General features: G+C 58.8%; 7 protein-coding genes. 4 read left to right on the top strand and 3 right to left on the bottom strand.

Annotation, left to right across the window (positions count from 1 at the left end; translation table 11 throughout):
• Positions 1–107: 107 nt before the first annotated feature.
• The 3 genes from KVP10_RS16995 to mutS form a co-directional block, all read right to left on the bottom strand.
• Positions 108–1,892: an assimilatory sulfite reductase (NADPH) flavoprotein subunit gene (locus KVP10_RS16995; RefSeq protein ID WP_217965823.1), complete on the bottom strand. Its 1,785-nt coding sequence runs from the start codon at positions 1,890–1,892 to the stop codon at positions 108–110.
• A gap of 505 nt (positions 1,893–2,397) precedes the next feature.
• Positions 2,398–3,582, bottom strand: a complete 1,185-nt coding sequence (locus KVP10_RS16990; protein ID WP_217965822.1) for a cupin domain-containing protein — start codon at positions 3,580–3,582, stop codon at positions 2,398–2,400.
• Between the two features lie 142 nt (positions 3,583–3,724).
• Positions 3,725–6,385, bottom strand: a complete 2,661-nt coding sequence (gene mutS, locus KVP10_RS16985) for a DNA mismatch repair protein MutS (RefSeq protein ID WP_425514660.1) — start codon at positions 6,383–6,385, stop codon at positions 3,725–3,727.
• Between the two features lie 573 nt (positions 6,386–6,958).
• Between mutS and KVP10_RS16980 the strand changes: the two genes are divergently transcribed.
• From KVP10_RS16980 to KVP10_RS16965, 4 genes are all read left to right on the top strand, one after another.
• On the top strand, positions 6,959–9,292 hold the full coding sequence (locus KVP10_RS16980; RefSeq protein WP_217965820.1) for a YecA family protein: 2,334 nt from the start codon (positions 6,959–6,961) through the stop codon (positions 9,290–9,292).
• 358 nt (positions 9,293–9,650) lie between these two features.
• Positions 9,651–11,168 (top strand): hypothetical protein, encoded by a 1,518-nt coding sequence (locus KVP10_RS16975; protein WP_217965819.1) that lies wholly within the window; start codon positions 9,651–9,653, stop codon positions 11,166–11,168.
• A 666-nt stretch (positions 11,169–11,834) separates the two neighbouring features.
• A complete protein-coding gene (locus tag KVP10_RS16970) occupies positions 11,835–12,728 on the top strand; it encodes a DUF6414 family protein (protein ID WP_217965818.1) in 894 nt (297 codons plus the stop codon).
• A gap of 364 nt (positions 12,729–13,092) precedes the next feature.
• Positions 13,093–14,270, top strand: a protein-coding gene (locus KVP10_RS16965; RefSeq protein WP_376810971.1) for an IS3 family transposase whose coding sequence is annotated in 2 segments (ribosomal slippage) — positions 13,093–13,357 and positions 13,357–14,270 — 1,179 coding nt in all. Because the reading frame shifts where the segments join, the coding sequence is not laid out codon by codon here.
• Positions 14,271–14,585 lie beyond the last annotated feature (315 nt).

Genomic DNA, 14,585 nt, shown 5'->3' with positions numbered 1-14,585 from the left:
CATGTAGTGTTGTCGCGTCTTTAAGTCTTTGAGCCGGTGTGCTGCGGGCTGCCAATGCCTGCGGGCATGCCGGCCAGCATGCCCGCGTCTGTCCGTGTGTCTTTCAATCAATACACATCGCGCGCATAGCGGCCTTCCGCGGCCAGGCCGTCGAGCCACTGGCGCGCCGCCTCGGGTTGCAGGCCGCCCTCGGTCTCGGCCACTTGCAGCAGCGCCGCGTGCACATCCTTGGCCATGCGCGTCGCGTCGCCGCACACGTAAAGGTGCGCGCCGTTCTGCAGCCACTGGTAGACATCGCTGGCCGCGGCGAGCAGCTTGTCCTGTACATAGACTTTCTCGGACTGGTCGCGCGAGAAGGCCAGGTCGAGCCGGTGCAGATCGCCGTCCTTGAGCGCGCGCTGCCATTCGGTCTGGTACAGGAAATCGGAATCGAAGTGCGGGTTGCCGAAGAACAGCCAGTTGCGCCCGCTGGCGCCGGCGGCGCTGCGTTCCTGCACGAAGGCGCGGAACGGCGCCACGCCCGTGCCCGGCCCGATCATGATGACGTCGCGCGCCGGATCGGCGGGCAGGCGGAAGCGCGGGTTTTCCTCGATGAAGACCGGCAGCTTGCCGCCTTCCTCCAGGTCGCTCAGGAAATGCGAGGCGCAGCCCCAGCGCTGCTCTTCGTCGCGCTCATAGTTCACGTGCGCCAGGGTCAGGTGCACTTCGGAACCCACCGCCGCCTGGCTGGAGGCGATGGAATACATGCGGGGGGCCAGCGGCCGCAGCGCCTGCACCAGCGGAGTTGCTTCCCAGGCCGCGGGATATTCCTTGACCAGGTCCAGCAACTGGTAGTCGTTCAACAGCGTGCGCAGGGACTCGGGCTCGGCCACGCGCTTTTGCAGTTCGGGATTGTTGGCGCGCTGGGCATGCGCCACCAGGAAGGGCTTGGTCAGCACCGTGAGTTCGCGGTGCTTGACTAGCCATTCGCGCAGCGGCCGGCGCACTTCATTGATCTCCACCGTCGCGTCCAGGTCCAGGCCGAACGCCGCGGCGACGGACTGCACCAGGCTGTCGGACTGCGTAGGCCAGATCCCCAAGGCATCGCCGGGCTGGTAGCTGAGGCTGCTGCCCTCCAGCGAGATTTCCAGGTGGCGCACGTCCTTGCCGCTGCCGTGGTCCGTGATAGGCTGGTTCAGCAGCAGTTCGGCCAGGTGCGGCTGGTCGCGCGTGACCTTGGACGCCTTGGGCCGCAGCGCGGTGACGGTGGCCGTGGTGGCCTCGCCTTGCTTCAGGGCTTTCTGGGCATGTTCCAGCGCGCGGTCCTGCCAGGGGGCCGCCACGGTGTCGATGTCGAGGTCGGCGGTGCCCACTTCCTGCAGGCGCTGCGCGCCCAGCTCGGCCAGGCGGGAGTCCAGGGATTGCGCCATGCCGCAAAATAGCGGATAGCTGGAATCGCCCAGGCCCAGTACCGCATATTTCAACTGCGGCAGCTTGGGGGCGCGCTTGCTCGCCAGGAATTCGGTGAAGCTGCGCGAATCGTCGGGCGCTTCGCCATCGCCCTGGGTGCTCATGACGATATACAGCAGTTGCTCGTCCTTGAGTTCGCGCGTGTTGTAGCTGTCGGCGCGCACCAGCCGCGTGCTCAGCCCCACGGCCTGGGTGCGCTCGGCCAAGGCTTCGGCGACGCGCTTGGCATTGCCGGTCTGGCTGCCGTACAGAATGGTCAGGCGCTTGGCCGTGGCGGCTGCGGGCACCGCCGCTACCGAGGTCGACGCCTTCGCCGGCTGCCGGCCCTGGGCCACACCCGCGAAGTAGCCGGACAGCCAGCTCAAGGCGCCGGGGTCCAGCCCTTCCAGCAATTCGTCGATCAAGTTGTGTTTGGCTTCGGGCAGATAGGAAGGCGCTAGCATCGGTCGCTCGCATAGAGAATCAGGGGTAGCCCTAATTCTAGGGAGCCGGGGCGTTCATGCGAACGACGCGATGCTTATTTCCTTATGCGCGTATAAGTTTATTCCGCGTGGGCTATATGGCCTGCTGGGCCGATGGGCGGCCGCGCGAGTCTGCCCATTGAGGCGCGAAGCGCGGCTGTGCTGGCGCCATGGCGGGCGCCGTCGGCGGATATAGCCTCTCGCGATGTGCTGGCTAATGGGCCTGGGTCATGGCCAGAAGCTGGAGGCTGGCCAGAATATTGAAAAAGTCAGTCCACCGCCTTCGTTTTCCGCGTACGCCCGCGGAGACGGTTTCTCAATTGTTGCGGATGCCTTACGATCCATGGAGTCTGGCCTTCGGAAAGGTGGGTTGGGTGTGTGGCAACAACCATCCTGTCAATTCTTGGGTCAGCCTCCTTCTTCTAATTCATGCGCTTACGCCACTATCCGCGGCCCGAATACCTTAATTAAATAAGTGCCAGTCGTCCTAGGCCTTGTAGTGCAGCCAGCCTTCGCTCAGCCATTCGTTCAGCATTTCGCGCCGTTCCGGTCCCAGGGCGCGCAGGCGGGCCGGGGTCAGGGGCAGGCGGCGCTCGTCGGCCAGGCGCCGCAGCGGTGCGCTGGCCGGCAGCGGTGCGAGTTCGCCATTGATATACATGTTGCTGCCGCGATACAGCAGGCGCGTGCAGCGGTCCAGTTCCAGGCGGCCGGTGGCGGGCAGGGCGGGCCCGAGTTCCACCGGTTTGTCCGGCGGTTCGAAGCAGGCCGCCTGCGGCGGCTCGCTCAGCCACATGCCCAGGTAGCGTGCCGCCAGCGCTTCGTCCAGGCGTACGCGCTGGACGGCTTCGCAGGCGGCGCGCAGCAGCGTGTCGGGCAGGCGGGCAGGGCTGGTCGTGGCGGCCGTGCCCGCGTCGCGGAAACGGCCGCCCAGATCCGGCCCGGGCAGCGGCGGGTTGCCGTACAGGCCGCCGTCGCCGCCTGCGCGGGCCATGATCTGGTCCCCGGCTGCCTCCAGCATGCCGCGGGCCAGCACGGCCAGGGTAGGGGCGCGAAAACCGATAGATATCGTCATGCACGCGTCCAGCGCCACCCCTTCGTGCGCGATGTGCGGAGGCAAATACAGCATGTCGCCCGGTTCCAGCACATATTCTTCCTCGGGGCGGAAGTCGCGCAGGACCTTCAGCGGCAGCCCGGGAACCAGGCTCAGATCCTTCTGGCTGCCGATGCGCCAGCGCCGGCGGCCTTCCGCCTGCAGCAGGAACACGTCATAGCTGTCGAAGTGCGGGCCCACGCCGCCGCCTTCCGAGGCGATGCTGATCATCGCATCGTCCAGCCGCGCGTCCGAGATAAAGCGGAACCGCTGCATCAGCTCGGCCGTGGCATCGTCATGCAGGTCCACGCTTTGGGCCAGCACCGTCCAGCCGGGGCGGCGCATCGCCGGCAGCCTGGCGAAGGGGCCGTGCTTCATGTGCCAGCCCGCGGCATCCTGCCACACCAGGCGCGACTCTACCTCGTCGCGGCGAACCAGCTCGCGTATGTCCGCGATCGACGGGCCCGGCTGGAAGCCGGCAATGGCCTGCCGGATCAACAGAGGGCGGCGCTGCCAGTAGCGCCGCATGAAGGCTTGCGGCGTAAGCCCGCCCAGCAGGGCGAGGGGGCGATCGATGTTCATGAATGGGAAACGCTATTGAACGTCATGGGTTCAAGGAAGCCTTGCCGCAGGCACAGGCTGGCATGCGGCAAGGCGGGCGAAACGAGCAGGCGGCCGTAATAGGCGCCATAACAGGTTTTGCCCTCACGATTGTGCTTCCCCGTCAAAGATAGGCATTGCGCAGGCGGTAGAGCGCGTCCAGCGCCTCGCGGGGCGTGAGCTGGTCGGGGTCGATGGCGGCCAGTTCGGCCCTGAGCGCATCGGCGGCCTGCTCGTGTTCAGGCTCTTGATCGGGCCTTGCATCGTTCGCGGCCGGCTCATCGCCTTGCGCCCGCGTTGCTGCCGCGGCGAACAAGTCCAGTTGCGGCGTCGGCGCGCCTCGCGCCTCCAGCCGGCTCAATTCCTGGCTGGCGCGGCGTATCACGGCGGGCGGGATGCCGGCGCGCTGCGCCACCTGGATCCCGTAGCTGCGGCTGGCCGGCCCAGGCTGCACTTGGTGCAGGAACACGATGCCCGAGGGCGATTCCGCCGCGGCCAGGTGTATGTTCGCCGCGCACTGGGCTTCGCCCGGCAGGCGCGTGATCTCGAAATAATGCGTGGCGAACAGCGTCAGCGCCTGGTTGTGGGTCAGCAGGCGGTGGGCGATCGACCAGGCCAGGGCCAGGCCGTCATAGGTCGACGTGCCGCGCCCGATCTCGTCCATCAGCACCAGGCTCTGCGGCGTGCTGGCGGCCAGGATGGCGGCCGCCTCTGTCATCTCCATCATGAAGGTGGAGCGGCCCCCCGCCAGGTCGTCGGCCGCGCCGATGCGGGTGAAAATGCGGTCGATCTGGCCGATGCGCGCGCTGGCCGCGGGCACGAAACTGCCCGTGCGCGCCAGCAGCACGATCAGCGCCACCTGCCGCATATAAGTGGACTTGCCGCCCATGTTCGGCCCGGTGATCAGCAGCATGCGCCGCTGCGGCCCCAGCTCGCAGTCGTTTGGCGTGAAGCGTTCGATGCTGTGTTCCACCACCGGATGGCGGCCGGCCTCGATGACAATCTCGCTGGCCTCGCACAGCTCGGGCGCGGCCCATTCGTTCTGCCGCGCATGTTCGGCCAGCGCCGCCAGCACGTCCAGCTCGGCCAGCGCCGCCGCGCATTGCGAAAGCGCCGGCACCGAAGGCGCCAACTGGTCCAGCAGCTCTTCGAACAGCCCCTTTTCCCGCGCCAGGCTGCGGTCCTTGGCCGACAGCACCTTGTCTTCCCAGCTCTTGAGCTCGGGCGTAATGTAGCGCTCGGCATTCTTCAGCGTCTGGCGGCGGCGGTAATCGTCCGGCACCTTGTCGGCCTGGCCGCGCGATACCTCTATATAGAAGCCATGCACACGATTGAATTCCACGCGCAGATTGCCGATGCCCGTGCGGGCGCGTTCGCGCGCCTCGAGCTCGACCAGGAATTCGCCGTTATCGCTCGCCAGCCGGCGCAGCTCGTCGAGTTCCGCGTCATAGCCCGGCGCAAGCACGCCGCCGTCGCGCACCAGCAGCGCGGGCTCGGGCGCGATCGCCCGCTGCAGCAGCGTATGCAGCGCCGGAGTCAGCTCCATCTGCGCGGAGAACTGCTGCAGCTTGCCGACCGGGGCGAAAGCATCGCGCACCGCCTTCGCCAGCGAAGGCAGATCGCCCAGCGCGTCGCGCAGGCTGGCCAGCTCGCGCGGACGCACAGAGCGCAGCGCCACGCGCGTCGCGATACGCTCGATATCGGGATAACGATTGAGCTGCCTGCGCAGCGCGTCCAGCGGCGGGGCTGCGTCCAGCCCCGCGTCCGGCCCCGGCGCCGCCAGCAGCGCGCGGATCGCCTCTTGCCGCTGCTGCACCGCTTCGTTGTCGCGCAGCGGATTGTGCAGCCAGCGGCGCAGCAGCCGGCTGCCCATCGGCGTTTCGCAGTGATCCAGAGTGGACAGCAGCGTCGGGCTTTCCTCGCCGCTCAGCGTCTCGGTCAATTCCAGGTTCTTGCGCGTGACCGGATCCAGCACCACATACGCCCCGGCGCGATCCGCACTGATGGACTGCACATGCGACAAAGTCTGCGACTGCGTGCGGCTTACATAACGCAGCAAAGCCCCGGCTGCGCTCGTCGCCAGCGGCATGCCCGCCAGATCGAAGCCGTCGAGCGTGTCCACGCCGAAATGCTGCTGCAGCGCCTGGCGCGCGCCGTCCAGCTCGAAATGCCAATCGGGAATCGTGCTGATCGCCATCCCGTCCGTGTCGCCCACCGCGGACGTGCGCTGGCTTTCGCCGCACACCAGCTCCGCCGGCGCGACGCGGTGCAATTCCGAATCCAGCATGTCCGCCGCGCATTCGGTCGCCTTGAACTCGCCATTGGCCAGATTCATCCACGCCAGCCCCGCCCGCAGCGCCTTGTTGTGCCGCGCCACGTGCACCGCGGCGATCATCCGGTCGGCCTTGGCCGGCAGCAGCGCTTCGTCCGTCAGCGTGCCCGGCGTCACGATGCGCACGATCTTGCGTTCCACCGGCCCCTTGCTGGCCGCCGGATCGCCGATCTGCTCGCAAATCGCCACCGATTCCCCCAGCGCCACCAGCCGCGCCAGGTATTGCTCCATGGCGTGCACCGGCACCCCCGCCATGGGTATGGGCGCGCCATTGGACGAGCCGCGCTTGGTCAGCGTCAGATTCAGCAGCTTCGCCCCACGCTGCGCATCGTCGTAGAACATCTCATAGAAATCGCCCATGCGATAGAACAGCAGATACGAGCTGGCTTGAGCCTTCAGCTTTAAGTATTGCTGCATCATGGGGGTGTGTGCGCTTAGATCTTGTTTTTCCATTAAAAATGAATAGATTGTGTTCTTGCGTGGGGGAGGTTGCGGCAAACTCCGGGTAGTACCGAAATTGCTGTTTTCATGAGCGTAAGGCATGCGCTCGTAGAAGGGACATTGTAATGAGTATGCTTGCCGTGGGAATGAGCTGCCAAGAATAGCGGGCTGTTACTTGCGGCTGAAAGCAGCAAGGTGGCGATTGGCTAGCTTGGTAGTCTGAAGGTCAACCTCGACTGCTACGTCATGCTGCACGGGTAGGCGTAGGGCGAGATAACCCAATGTGCTGACGTCGGCGCTGTGTATGTTTGAAGCCTGCATGGCGGGTGACAGGGGTTCAGGAGAAGGGCACATATGCCGAATGTAACAAAACCTTGGGTGAGGCTTTATGATGTCCGCTATCGGCCAGGAGCGGTCGTTCGCACTAAAGGCTCTGGATACGAGAGATCTCAATCCCTGAAAGTCTATGCGTCGGCGCTTGCTGGGCTAACTACGACTTTACGAACAAGTGGGGCGTTTGTTTTCTCCCGGCTGTTGCTCCTCTCGGCGGACTCGCAGATTCGGAAATATCAGGCATAAGTATTTATGGACGACAAAAAAAGAAAAGAGGTAGCTGCTTCCTTGTTGAAAGACATGGAGGCTACAGCAACTCGGATGCGAGAGCTTATCGTCGCGATGCCCCCACATGATCTGCTCGGCTACATCTACGCCCAACATATGATGAAAGCGATGGTAGACCAAAGCGCCGAGGAGGAGCAACGCGAAGCGGTCGGCTCAAATGACTTGATCAACGAAAACCAATTCCTGCTGGAGTACGTACACGCGGTGCTCGCGTCAGACGATGCCCCTGCGGACGTGACATTCGACGAAGCCCAATGCGCCGATCTGTTTGAACTTAGCTGCAAACTGCGAGAGCAGGCTATGTTCTTTGCTGTGATCACGTCCGCAGATACCAAGGACGGCGTCTTTGGCCCTGACACCGCCGACATTGAATTCCGCGCGAAATCGAACTGGGTCATACTACGCGGAAACCGCTACCAAGTCTTGGAAGGTGAGTTCTACAGCTACGTTTTGGCACCTCACAATGATGTATTGAAAGAAGTTTACGGTGTTGGTGCCGCCGAGATCGCGGAAGGCTTCCAGGCCATGGCCGACGCCACTCGTTCTGGGCATTCCGACGCTATCATGGAGATGAGTAAGCAGTTTGAGGCGGCACAGGCCTTCGCTGCGGCACAGGACATACCTCTGGAAGACGTCATGGAGGCATGGATTGCGGCCAATGCGGAACAGTCGAAAGCCGCCGGACGGGCGATGGATGACATGTTTCGGGGCGGCATCGCCAACGTGAGTCGACACACTACGCTACCACCGGCGTTGCTAGCGGATTTAGCTTACCAGCGCGGAGAAGAAACCGAATTTTTCGCAGCGGGCGATTTTGCGGGGACACCCTACCGGACATTGCCTGCCAGGAAGAAGCCCCTGATTCAACTTGGAGCGGACTATTACGCCATCGACCCGTGCTTCACCCGCGACGCTGGGTATCGTGCGCTTCTCTACAATCTCCTGCAGCGAAAGCCGGACTACAAGAAAACTTTTGAGGATCGGCAGAAGAGGATGAGCGAAGCTGCCTTCGCCGACATTCTGGCTGCCCAGCTTCCTGGAGCCACGGTTTTTCAAGAAATCTATTACAAAGACCCTGCCAGCAAGCAGTGGTCCGAAAACGACACGCTCATCCTGGTCGACGACGTATTGTTCCTAGTTGAAGCTAAGGCAGGCGCGGCTGCGACCATCGCATCGCCAGCACTTGATTTCGGCCGCCACGCCCAGTCCGTTCAGGACTTGGTACTCAAAGCCTACAAGCAATGCGAGCGCTTCTTCAATTATCTGAATTCGGCCGATGAAGTGCTGCTCTACCACTTGGAGGACGGAAAATACGAAGAGTGCGGGCGTGTTCGCCGCTCCGACTATCGCGTGATGGTACCGATCGGGCTGACGGTCGAGTCGTTCTCGCCCTTTTCCACATACTGTAAGGAACTGCCGCAAGTTGAGCCGCTGCTTGGAAGGCATGCCTTCATTTCGCTGTCCATCGACGAGCTATTTGTGCTCAAGCGTCTTCTACCCACACCCGGCGAGTTCGCCCACTACATGGAGGTGCGACAGGCCGTGGCAGGGATGCGCCGGGCTCATCTCTTTGATGAGTTCGACCACCTGGGCGCGTACCTGAAGAAGAACCGATTCGATCAGGACATCGCCAAGCAACTGCAGGACGGCAAGGTGAGCATGCTTATCTGGGACGGCATGAGCGACATCGTTGATAAGAGCTTCGAGGGTGAAGACTGGGAGGCCAGGCCGTTTCCGGCCCAACACTTCCCTAAAGAGGTGCTAAAGCTGCTTGATGCTCTTGACGCAACCCGAGTACAAGGTTGGCTTTCGGCGGAAAGCCATATTCGTGACCTAGGAGAAGAAGGCCGGAAAAATCTGGCCAAGATGCTCACTGACCTTCGCCAAACCTTGAATCAACATCCCGCCCGTTACTTTGTTCTGGGTGGGGACGGAGAGCCGCTCTTTGTCTGGCTACAACAACACGGCCAGCAAATTGACTGGAAAAAGGTAAATGAGAAAGCCAGTGCAGCTTCGTTAGCCGTTAAGGCTTCTAACGTGGTCGGCGTTGTTGCAGAGATTGGTTCCGATGGAACCTATCGCCGGGCACAATCGTTCGCAGTTCATATACCAACAGAGCGAACGCAAGAAAACGCTTCCATCTACGAAGACGCTGCCCGAATGGTTCACCCAACGCGGGCAGTGAATCTCAAGCAACCGGAAAACGTGTCCTTTCTTAGGAAGACCAGAAAACCGGGACGAAATGATCTCTGTCCATGCGGCAGTGGCGCTAAGTTCAAAAGGTGTCATGGCCGTTAAGAGCGCGCCGGAGCAGTCCAGAAACCAGTCGCGACGAATGTCTCTTGCAGGCCTTGCGCATGTTCAACCACTGCTGATCAACGACCGTCACCAGCCTTAATCGGACATTGAAATCACCCAAGCGAACTTCCGCTCCTGGCCGATTGATGCTGGTTCGAGAAGGCAGAACCTCGACCCAAAGCGGAAGTTCTGTTTGCAGATTTCAATGTCCGGTGGAGGCTGGAAGCAGAAATTCACCGAGGCCCTGCTATGCAGTTGCATTTTTAACCCAGTGAATCGATGGGGAACGTTGGGAAATCGACCAAATCATCTAGGCGCTCAGGTGAGCACGTAGGTTTACATTTTTGATAAGGATGGCATGAACACTCTTCCGAAACTCGAACTGCCGAAACGCTGGGAGTTCTTGGAGCAACGCGCCCACGCTGTCGGGCTAGACCCCAGCCAATTTGTGGAGCGAGTTCCACATGCGGCAGACCGAATTGACTATCTACTTCAGCGTGTACGCACGGGCGGAGGCGGGTTGTTCGAAGTTTTCTTTGGACTATCTGGCAGCGGAAAAACGACATTTCTAAAGACGCTTCCCAAGCATTTTCAAAACATCAGACTATTCTCTTTCCCCAAGGATGCAACTCTAGCTGATTTACCTAAGTTTATCCTGGATAGTCATGTTCCTAACGAAACAACAGCTCGAATAATCCTCGTGGAGCGACGCGACAACCCTTTGCCGCAGGACTTAAATTCCGTCGCCGATACCTTTGCTGAGTTGCTAGAGACATTCCGGGATCCACGCGGCGCAGTTCTAGTGTTGTGGCCAATCACTCGCGAGTCCTCTGCGCACAAGATCGCCGCCGAGGCTTGGCACACTGGCCGCGATTCGATGGTCGATACGCAAAGCCGAGGCTTTTACCAGTTTCTAGGGCTGTCTAAAGAGCGATTTTACGCAATCACGGATACGACGACCCGTAATCTCACTGGAGATGGCCTTGAAGCCTTCGGCGTCAACAACGAAGTTGCCGCTGACATTGTCAGAGGTAGTCAAACCATCGCAGATTTTTTCAGCGCAGTTGACCTTCACGCTGAAAATCAGCGCGATAAGACTTGGTCTGTCCTCAAGGCGCACGTCCGTGCGCGACTATGGATCATCTTGCCCGGCGACTTGCCTTCTGCTATTCGCTCAACGGTCTCCTCCCTAACGCAAGGAAGCCGTAACCGCATTGATCTGGACCTTATCGCAGAGTTCATTGATCAACCCGACAACAAGGCAATTTACGTGGCGGACTGGAAGGCTCGGAGAGCCGCTATGGCGCATCTCTTGCGAGTGATCGATCTCCGACTGTTCCCATTGCCACCAAACGTATCGCTGGCTGCAATACGTGCATTTGGCGACGAAAAGACTAAATCTATTCTCAAGCAATCAACTGTCAAGTTGGAGGATGCCAAAGCAGCAATGCGTGCTAGTCGGCTTTACAAGGCAATCCTCGCAGAGCTTAGCGTCGACACGACCCCATATGCAGGGGCTAATCGTGACGTTGAAGAAACTGCAAACGAATACCGACGATTACAGTCCACCGCCGGAAAGGGCGACAAGCAACTGAACAAGGCAATCGCATTGCTGCTGGAGGCTTGCCTTGAAGAGGATGCTCCAGGCGCGACAGTAATACCTGAAAAACAATCTTTGCCAAACTGTGAGCTGAAGCCTGATGTGAGCATTGGTCTTGCTGAAAATGACTTTATCTGCTTGGAACCTACTTGGCGATCAACCGATAAAGGTATTCCAGGAGAGTTGGATGGCGGGCAAAATACCTTGGCTGAATCTCATATGAAGAAGTACATTCTCGAAAAGGCAACACAATACGTGAAAGGCCTCGATCTATAGTCAAATCTGAAAACTTCAATAACTCCATTGTTCTTCTAGAAATTTTTTCGATACGTTTAATTTCAAGCACTAACAGGCTGCTGAAATACTTCAAAAGAAGCGCTGTTTTGGGCATTTTCAGGGGTGCCTTTCCACCCCTAACCCGGGCTCGAAAAATCGCTTTTAGGCCGTTCTGATCGATCGAGGTTTGGTTGCGGACAGGTCAAAAATAGTATTTCAGCAGCCTACTAAGTTGAATCTGTCGAATTGTGATTTCGTCGGTGCATGAGGTAGCAACTGCTGTGACGCAGACATCAACCGAAGAAACACGAATGGCGGCAATGGGTCGAGAGCAGCCCTTCGTGAATGTCCGTTTTCGACCCGAAGCCGACGTTGAGAAACGCCACCCGGAAGCTGCCGTTGATTTACTGCCTGCTGGCTCGCAGTCCCAAATGTGTTGTTAAAATTCCCAGTCTCTGCCTATTGGCACGCTATAATTTTCCGAGTTGATGCCTGCTGGGTTTCGCGGAATTTTTATACTTGGATGTTTAGACAGAAAACCGCCTGCAAACTTATGTTGTAAGCCACTTCCAGGAGAAATCAGTGTCCAGAATCTCCCTCGCGGTCTAGTTTATCCTGCAGTTTTTTTTTGAGATGCATCACGCTAGCAATCACAAGGAAATCCTTATGGCATATCTTGAGCCTCTATACCTAAACGAAAAAATGGTCTTGAATGCCGCTGCTTATCTGTTTAAGGGCGTTAGCACAGAGTCAGAAGAAAAGACACACAGATCAGCCAATAGCAAAGCCAATGCAAAGATTGGGTTTTCGTTCCTGCAAGGATTGCTTGGCAAGGCAGAACTTGGAGTTGAAGGGGGTAGCTCCAGCGCTAATGAAGTCAAAACTGTTAAGAGATACACCCTTGGTGGGTTACATATGACGGTTGTTGACGAACTTGAGGAAATCAAGGAGATACAAGATGGCTCTGGAACTGACTTTGATGCTGGTCAATACATCAAAGCCAAGGCCATTCTGCAGCCAATAGACATATTTCAATTGGTGGAAACATTGCAGACTTCAGCGCCGTTGATTATCCAGATTTTGAAGCATTTCGGAGTCAAGTTCGGAATAGAAAAAAAGTCGCTTGAAGAATTTCTAAAATATGAAAAACCGATAACACAAATCATCGAGGCAATTGAGCAGGACTACTTGAAGTCGAAGCAACTTGAAATGCTTTTGTGTTGCCCAAAAACGGGGGTTGCATTTGGTGTTGTCGATCTCGATGTGACTGACTACGACCCCAAAGAGATCAAGGCAAAGCTCACTGATGGTGAATTTACCGTCATTGGCAAGGTGACAAAAAGAGTCGAAGAGGGAGAGTCATTAAGCTTGGTGCAAAGGACATTCTTATCCTATGTAATGAGCGTTCTGGACAAGTTAATGGCCGTAAGCAACAACGTGGGAAGTTTCGAAAACTATAGGAATTCGATAGATTCAGCGAAGCCAATGGTGGAAAGATTTTGTCGCCTCTCTATCGACGGACCGGCTTATCGAATGACGGCCATGTCCATAAGCGCATGATTGCTAACATGGTGGTCGAGAGGGACAGCCTGCAAGCGCAGCTTGCAGGCTGTCCCTCTCCTCTACATTATGATTCAAGGGGGGAACGTGCCAGCCATTGAAGTCGAAATAGCACACCTGTGAACTGGCAAGACTTCGAGCGACTTACTCTCGATGTAGCGAAAGTGCTGTGGAAAGATGCAGACTGCGTTGCATCTCTGCTAATCGTCGTGTACGGGTTCAGGAACAACCTGTTCCACGGCGCCAAGTGGGGCTACGAACTCGAAGGCCAGTTGCAGAACTTCACCATGGCTAACGACATGTGGTGGTCTAATTTCTGTAGACACCCTGATAGGTGGACAATCTGCCTATAGAGGATACAGATATGAAAACACGCCGGAAATTCGACGCGGCCTTCAAGCTGGAAGTGGTGCGCATGGTTCGGGATCAACAACTTAGCGTGCCCGAGGTGTCTCGCACAATGGGAATTGGCGAGACGGCGATCCGTCGCTGGGTTCACCAGTACGAGGACGAAATCAACGGCGGCAGCGGCACGGGCCTGCCGCTGACCGCCGAGCAGCAACGCATCCGGGAGCTTGAAGCCGAAGTGAGCCGACTTCGCTCGGACAATGATCTGTTAAAAAAAGCCTCCGCCTTCTTTGCCCGAGAATTGAAGTGAAATATCGCTTGATCCAGCAGTGGGCGGAGAGGGCGACTCCCGTGGCACAGGCCTGTCGCGTGCTCGAGGTGAGTCGTGCGGGCTATTACCAATACCGTCAGCGGCCAAGCCGACCGATAGCCGAGGCCCGGGCCGGGGCAGCGTTGCGTGCTCAATTTGAGGCCAGCGGCCGCAGCTACGGTAGCCGCCGGCTGCAGCGCGCGCTGCGTCAGCTCGGCCATGCGATGGGCCGCTACCGCGTACGTCGCCTGATGCGAGAGGCGGGTTTAAAGCCGATTTGGCGCCACAAATTCGTACACACGACCGATAGTAAACATGACTTTCCAGTAGCCGAGAATCTGCTAAACCGGCAGTTCCAGGTCGATCAACCTAACCGGGTGTGGGTTGCAGACCTGACTTACATCCGTACCCGCCAAGGCTGGCTGTACCTGGCTGCGGTGATGGATCTGTATTCGCGCAAAATCGTAGGCTGGTCTACGGCCGCGTCCATGCCCACAGCCTTGGTCCGCAGTGCGTTACAAATCGCCTTGCAGCAACGTCAGCCCCCTCAGGGGCTGCTTCTGCACTCTGATCAGGGCAGTCAGTATGCGTCGGGCGCGTATCAAGACCTGCTGCGAGAGCACGGCATCCAATGCAGCATGAGTCGCAAGGGCAACTGTTGGGACAATGCCGTCATGGAGCGCTTCTTCCTGAATCTGAAAATGGAGCGCGTCTGGCAACGAGATTACGCCAACAGGGCCGAGGCCCAACGTGACATCGCCCACTACATCGTGGGCTTCTATAACAGCCGCCGACTGCACTCCAGTCTGGGCTACCTGTCGCCTGTCGATTACGAGTTACAAAACTTCACCCAACCACCTATCGGGGTGTCTGCAATTACTTGACCACTACAACACGCTCATGAACGCTATCGCGTGCAATGACGCCTAACCCGCCGTTCGAGCCGACACGAAACGGCATGCCACCCTGGACGCCGCGCGCGGCTCAACTCTAACGTTGAGTGTCCGCTTTTATTTGCAGTGACTGGCTGCTTCTGGACGAAAGCGGACGCTCCCCTACGACCATCTTGTTGAGGGAATACCAAACCATCTCGCTTACGCCCGAAAACTCCCTCTTGAGTCGAAGCACAGCCCAGCTCCCGAACATTTCCCCCTCCGAAGTAAAATCACTGGTTCGGCAAGTACCCAGCAACCAAGCAA

Source organism: Candidimonas humi (assembly GCF_019166065.1).
Taxonomy (GTDB): Bacteria; Pseudomonadota; Gammaproteobacteria; order Burkholderiales; family Burkholderiaceae_B; genus Candidimonas; species Candidimonas humi.
The sequence above is the reverse complement of the archived record's forward strand: the minus strand, read 5'-3'. Positions and strand labels throughout refer to the sequence as shown.

What these genes read in the sequence shown, in the direction of transcription:
- KVP10_RS16980 (WP_217965820.1), top strand. Translation starts at nt 6,959, where the DNA reads ATGGACGACAAAAAAAGAAAAGAGGTAGCTGCTTCCTTGTTGAAAGAC.
- KVP10_RS16975 (WP_217965819.1), top strand. Translation starts at nt 9,651, where the DNA reads ATGAACACTCTTCCGAAACTCGAACTGCCGAAACGCTGGGAGTTCTTG.
- mutS (WP_425514660.1), bottom strand. Translation starts at nt 6,385, where the DNA reads ATGGAAAAACAAGATCTAAGCGCACACACCCCCATGATGCAGCAATAC.
- KVP10_RS16990 (WP_217965822.1), bottom strand. Translation starts at nt 3,582, where the DNA reads ATGAACATCGATCGCCCCCTCGCCCTGCTGGGCGGGCTTACGCCGCAA.
- KVP10_RS16995 (WP_217965823.1), bottom strand. Translation starts at nt 1,892, where the DNA reads ATGCTAGCGCCTTCCTATCTGCCCGAAGCCAAACACAACTTGATCGAC.
- KVP10_RS16970 (WP_217965818.1), top strand. Translation starts at nt 11,835, where the DNA reads ATGGCATATCTTGAGCCTCTATACCTAAACGAAAAAATGGTCTTGAAT.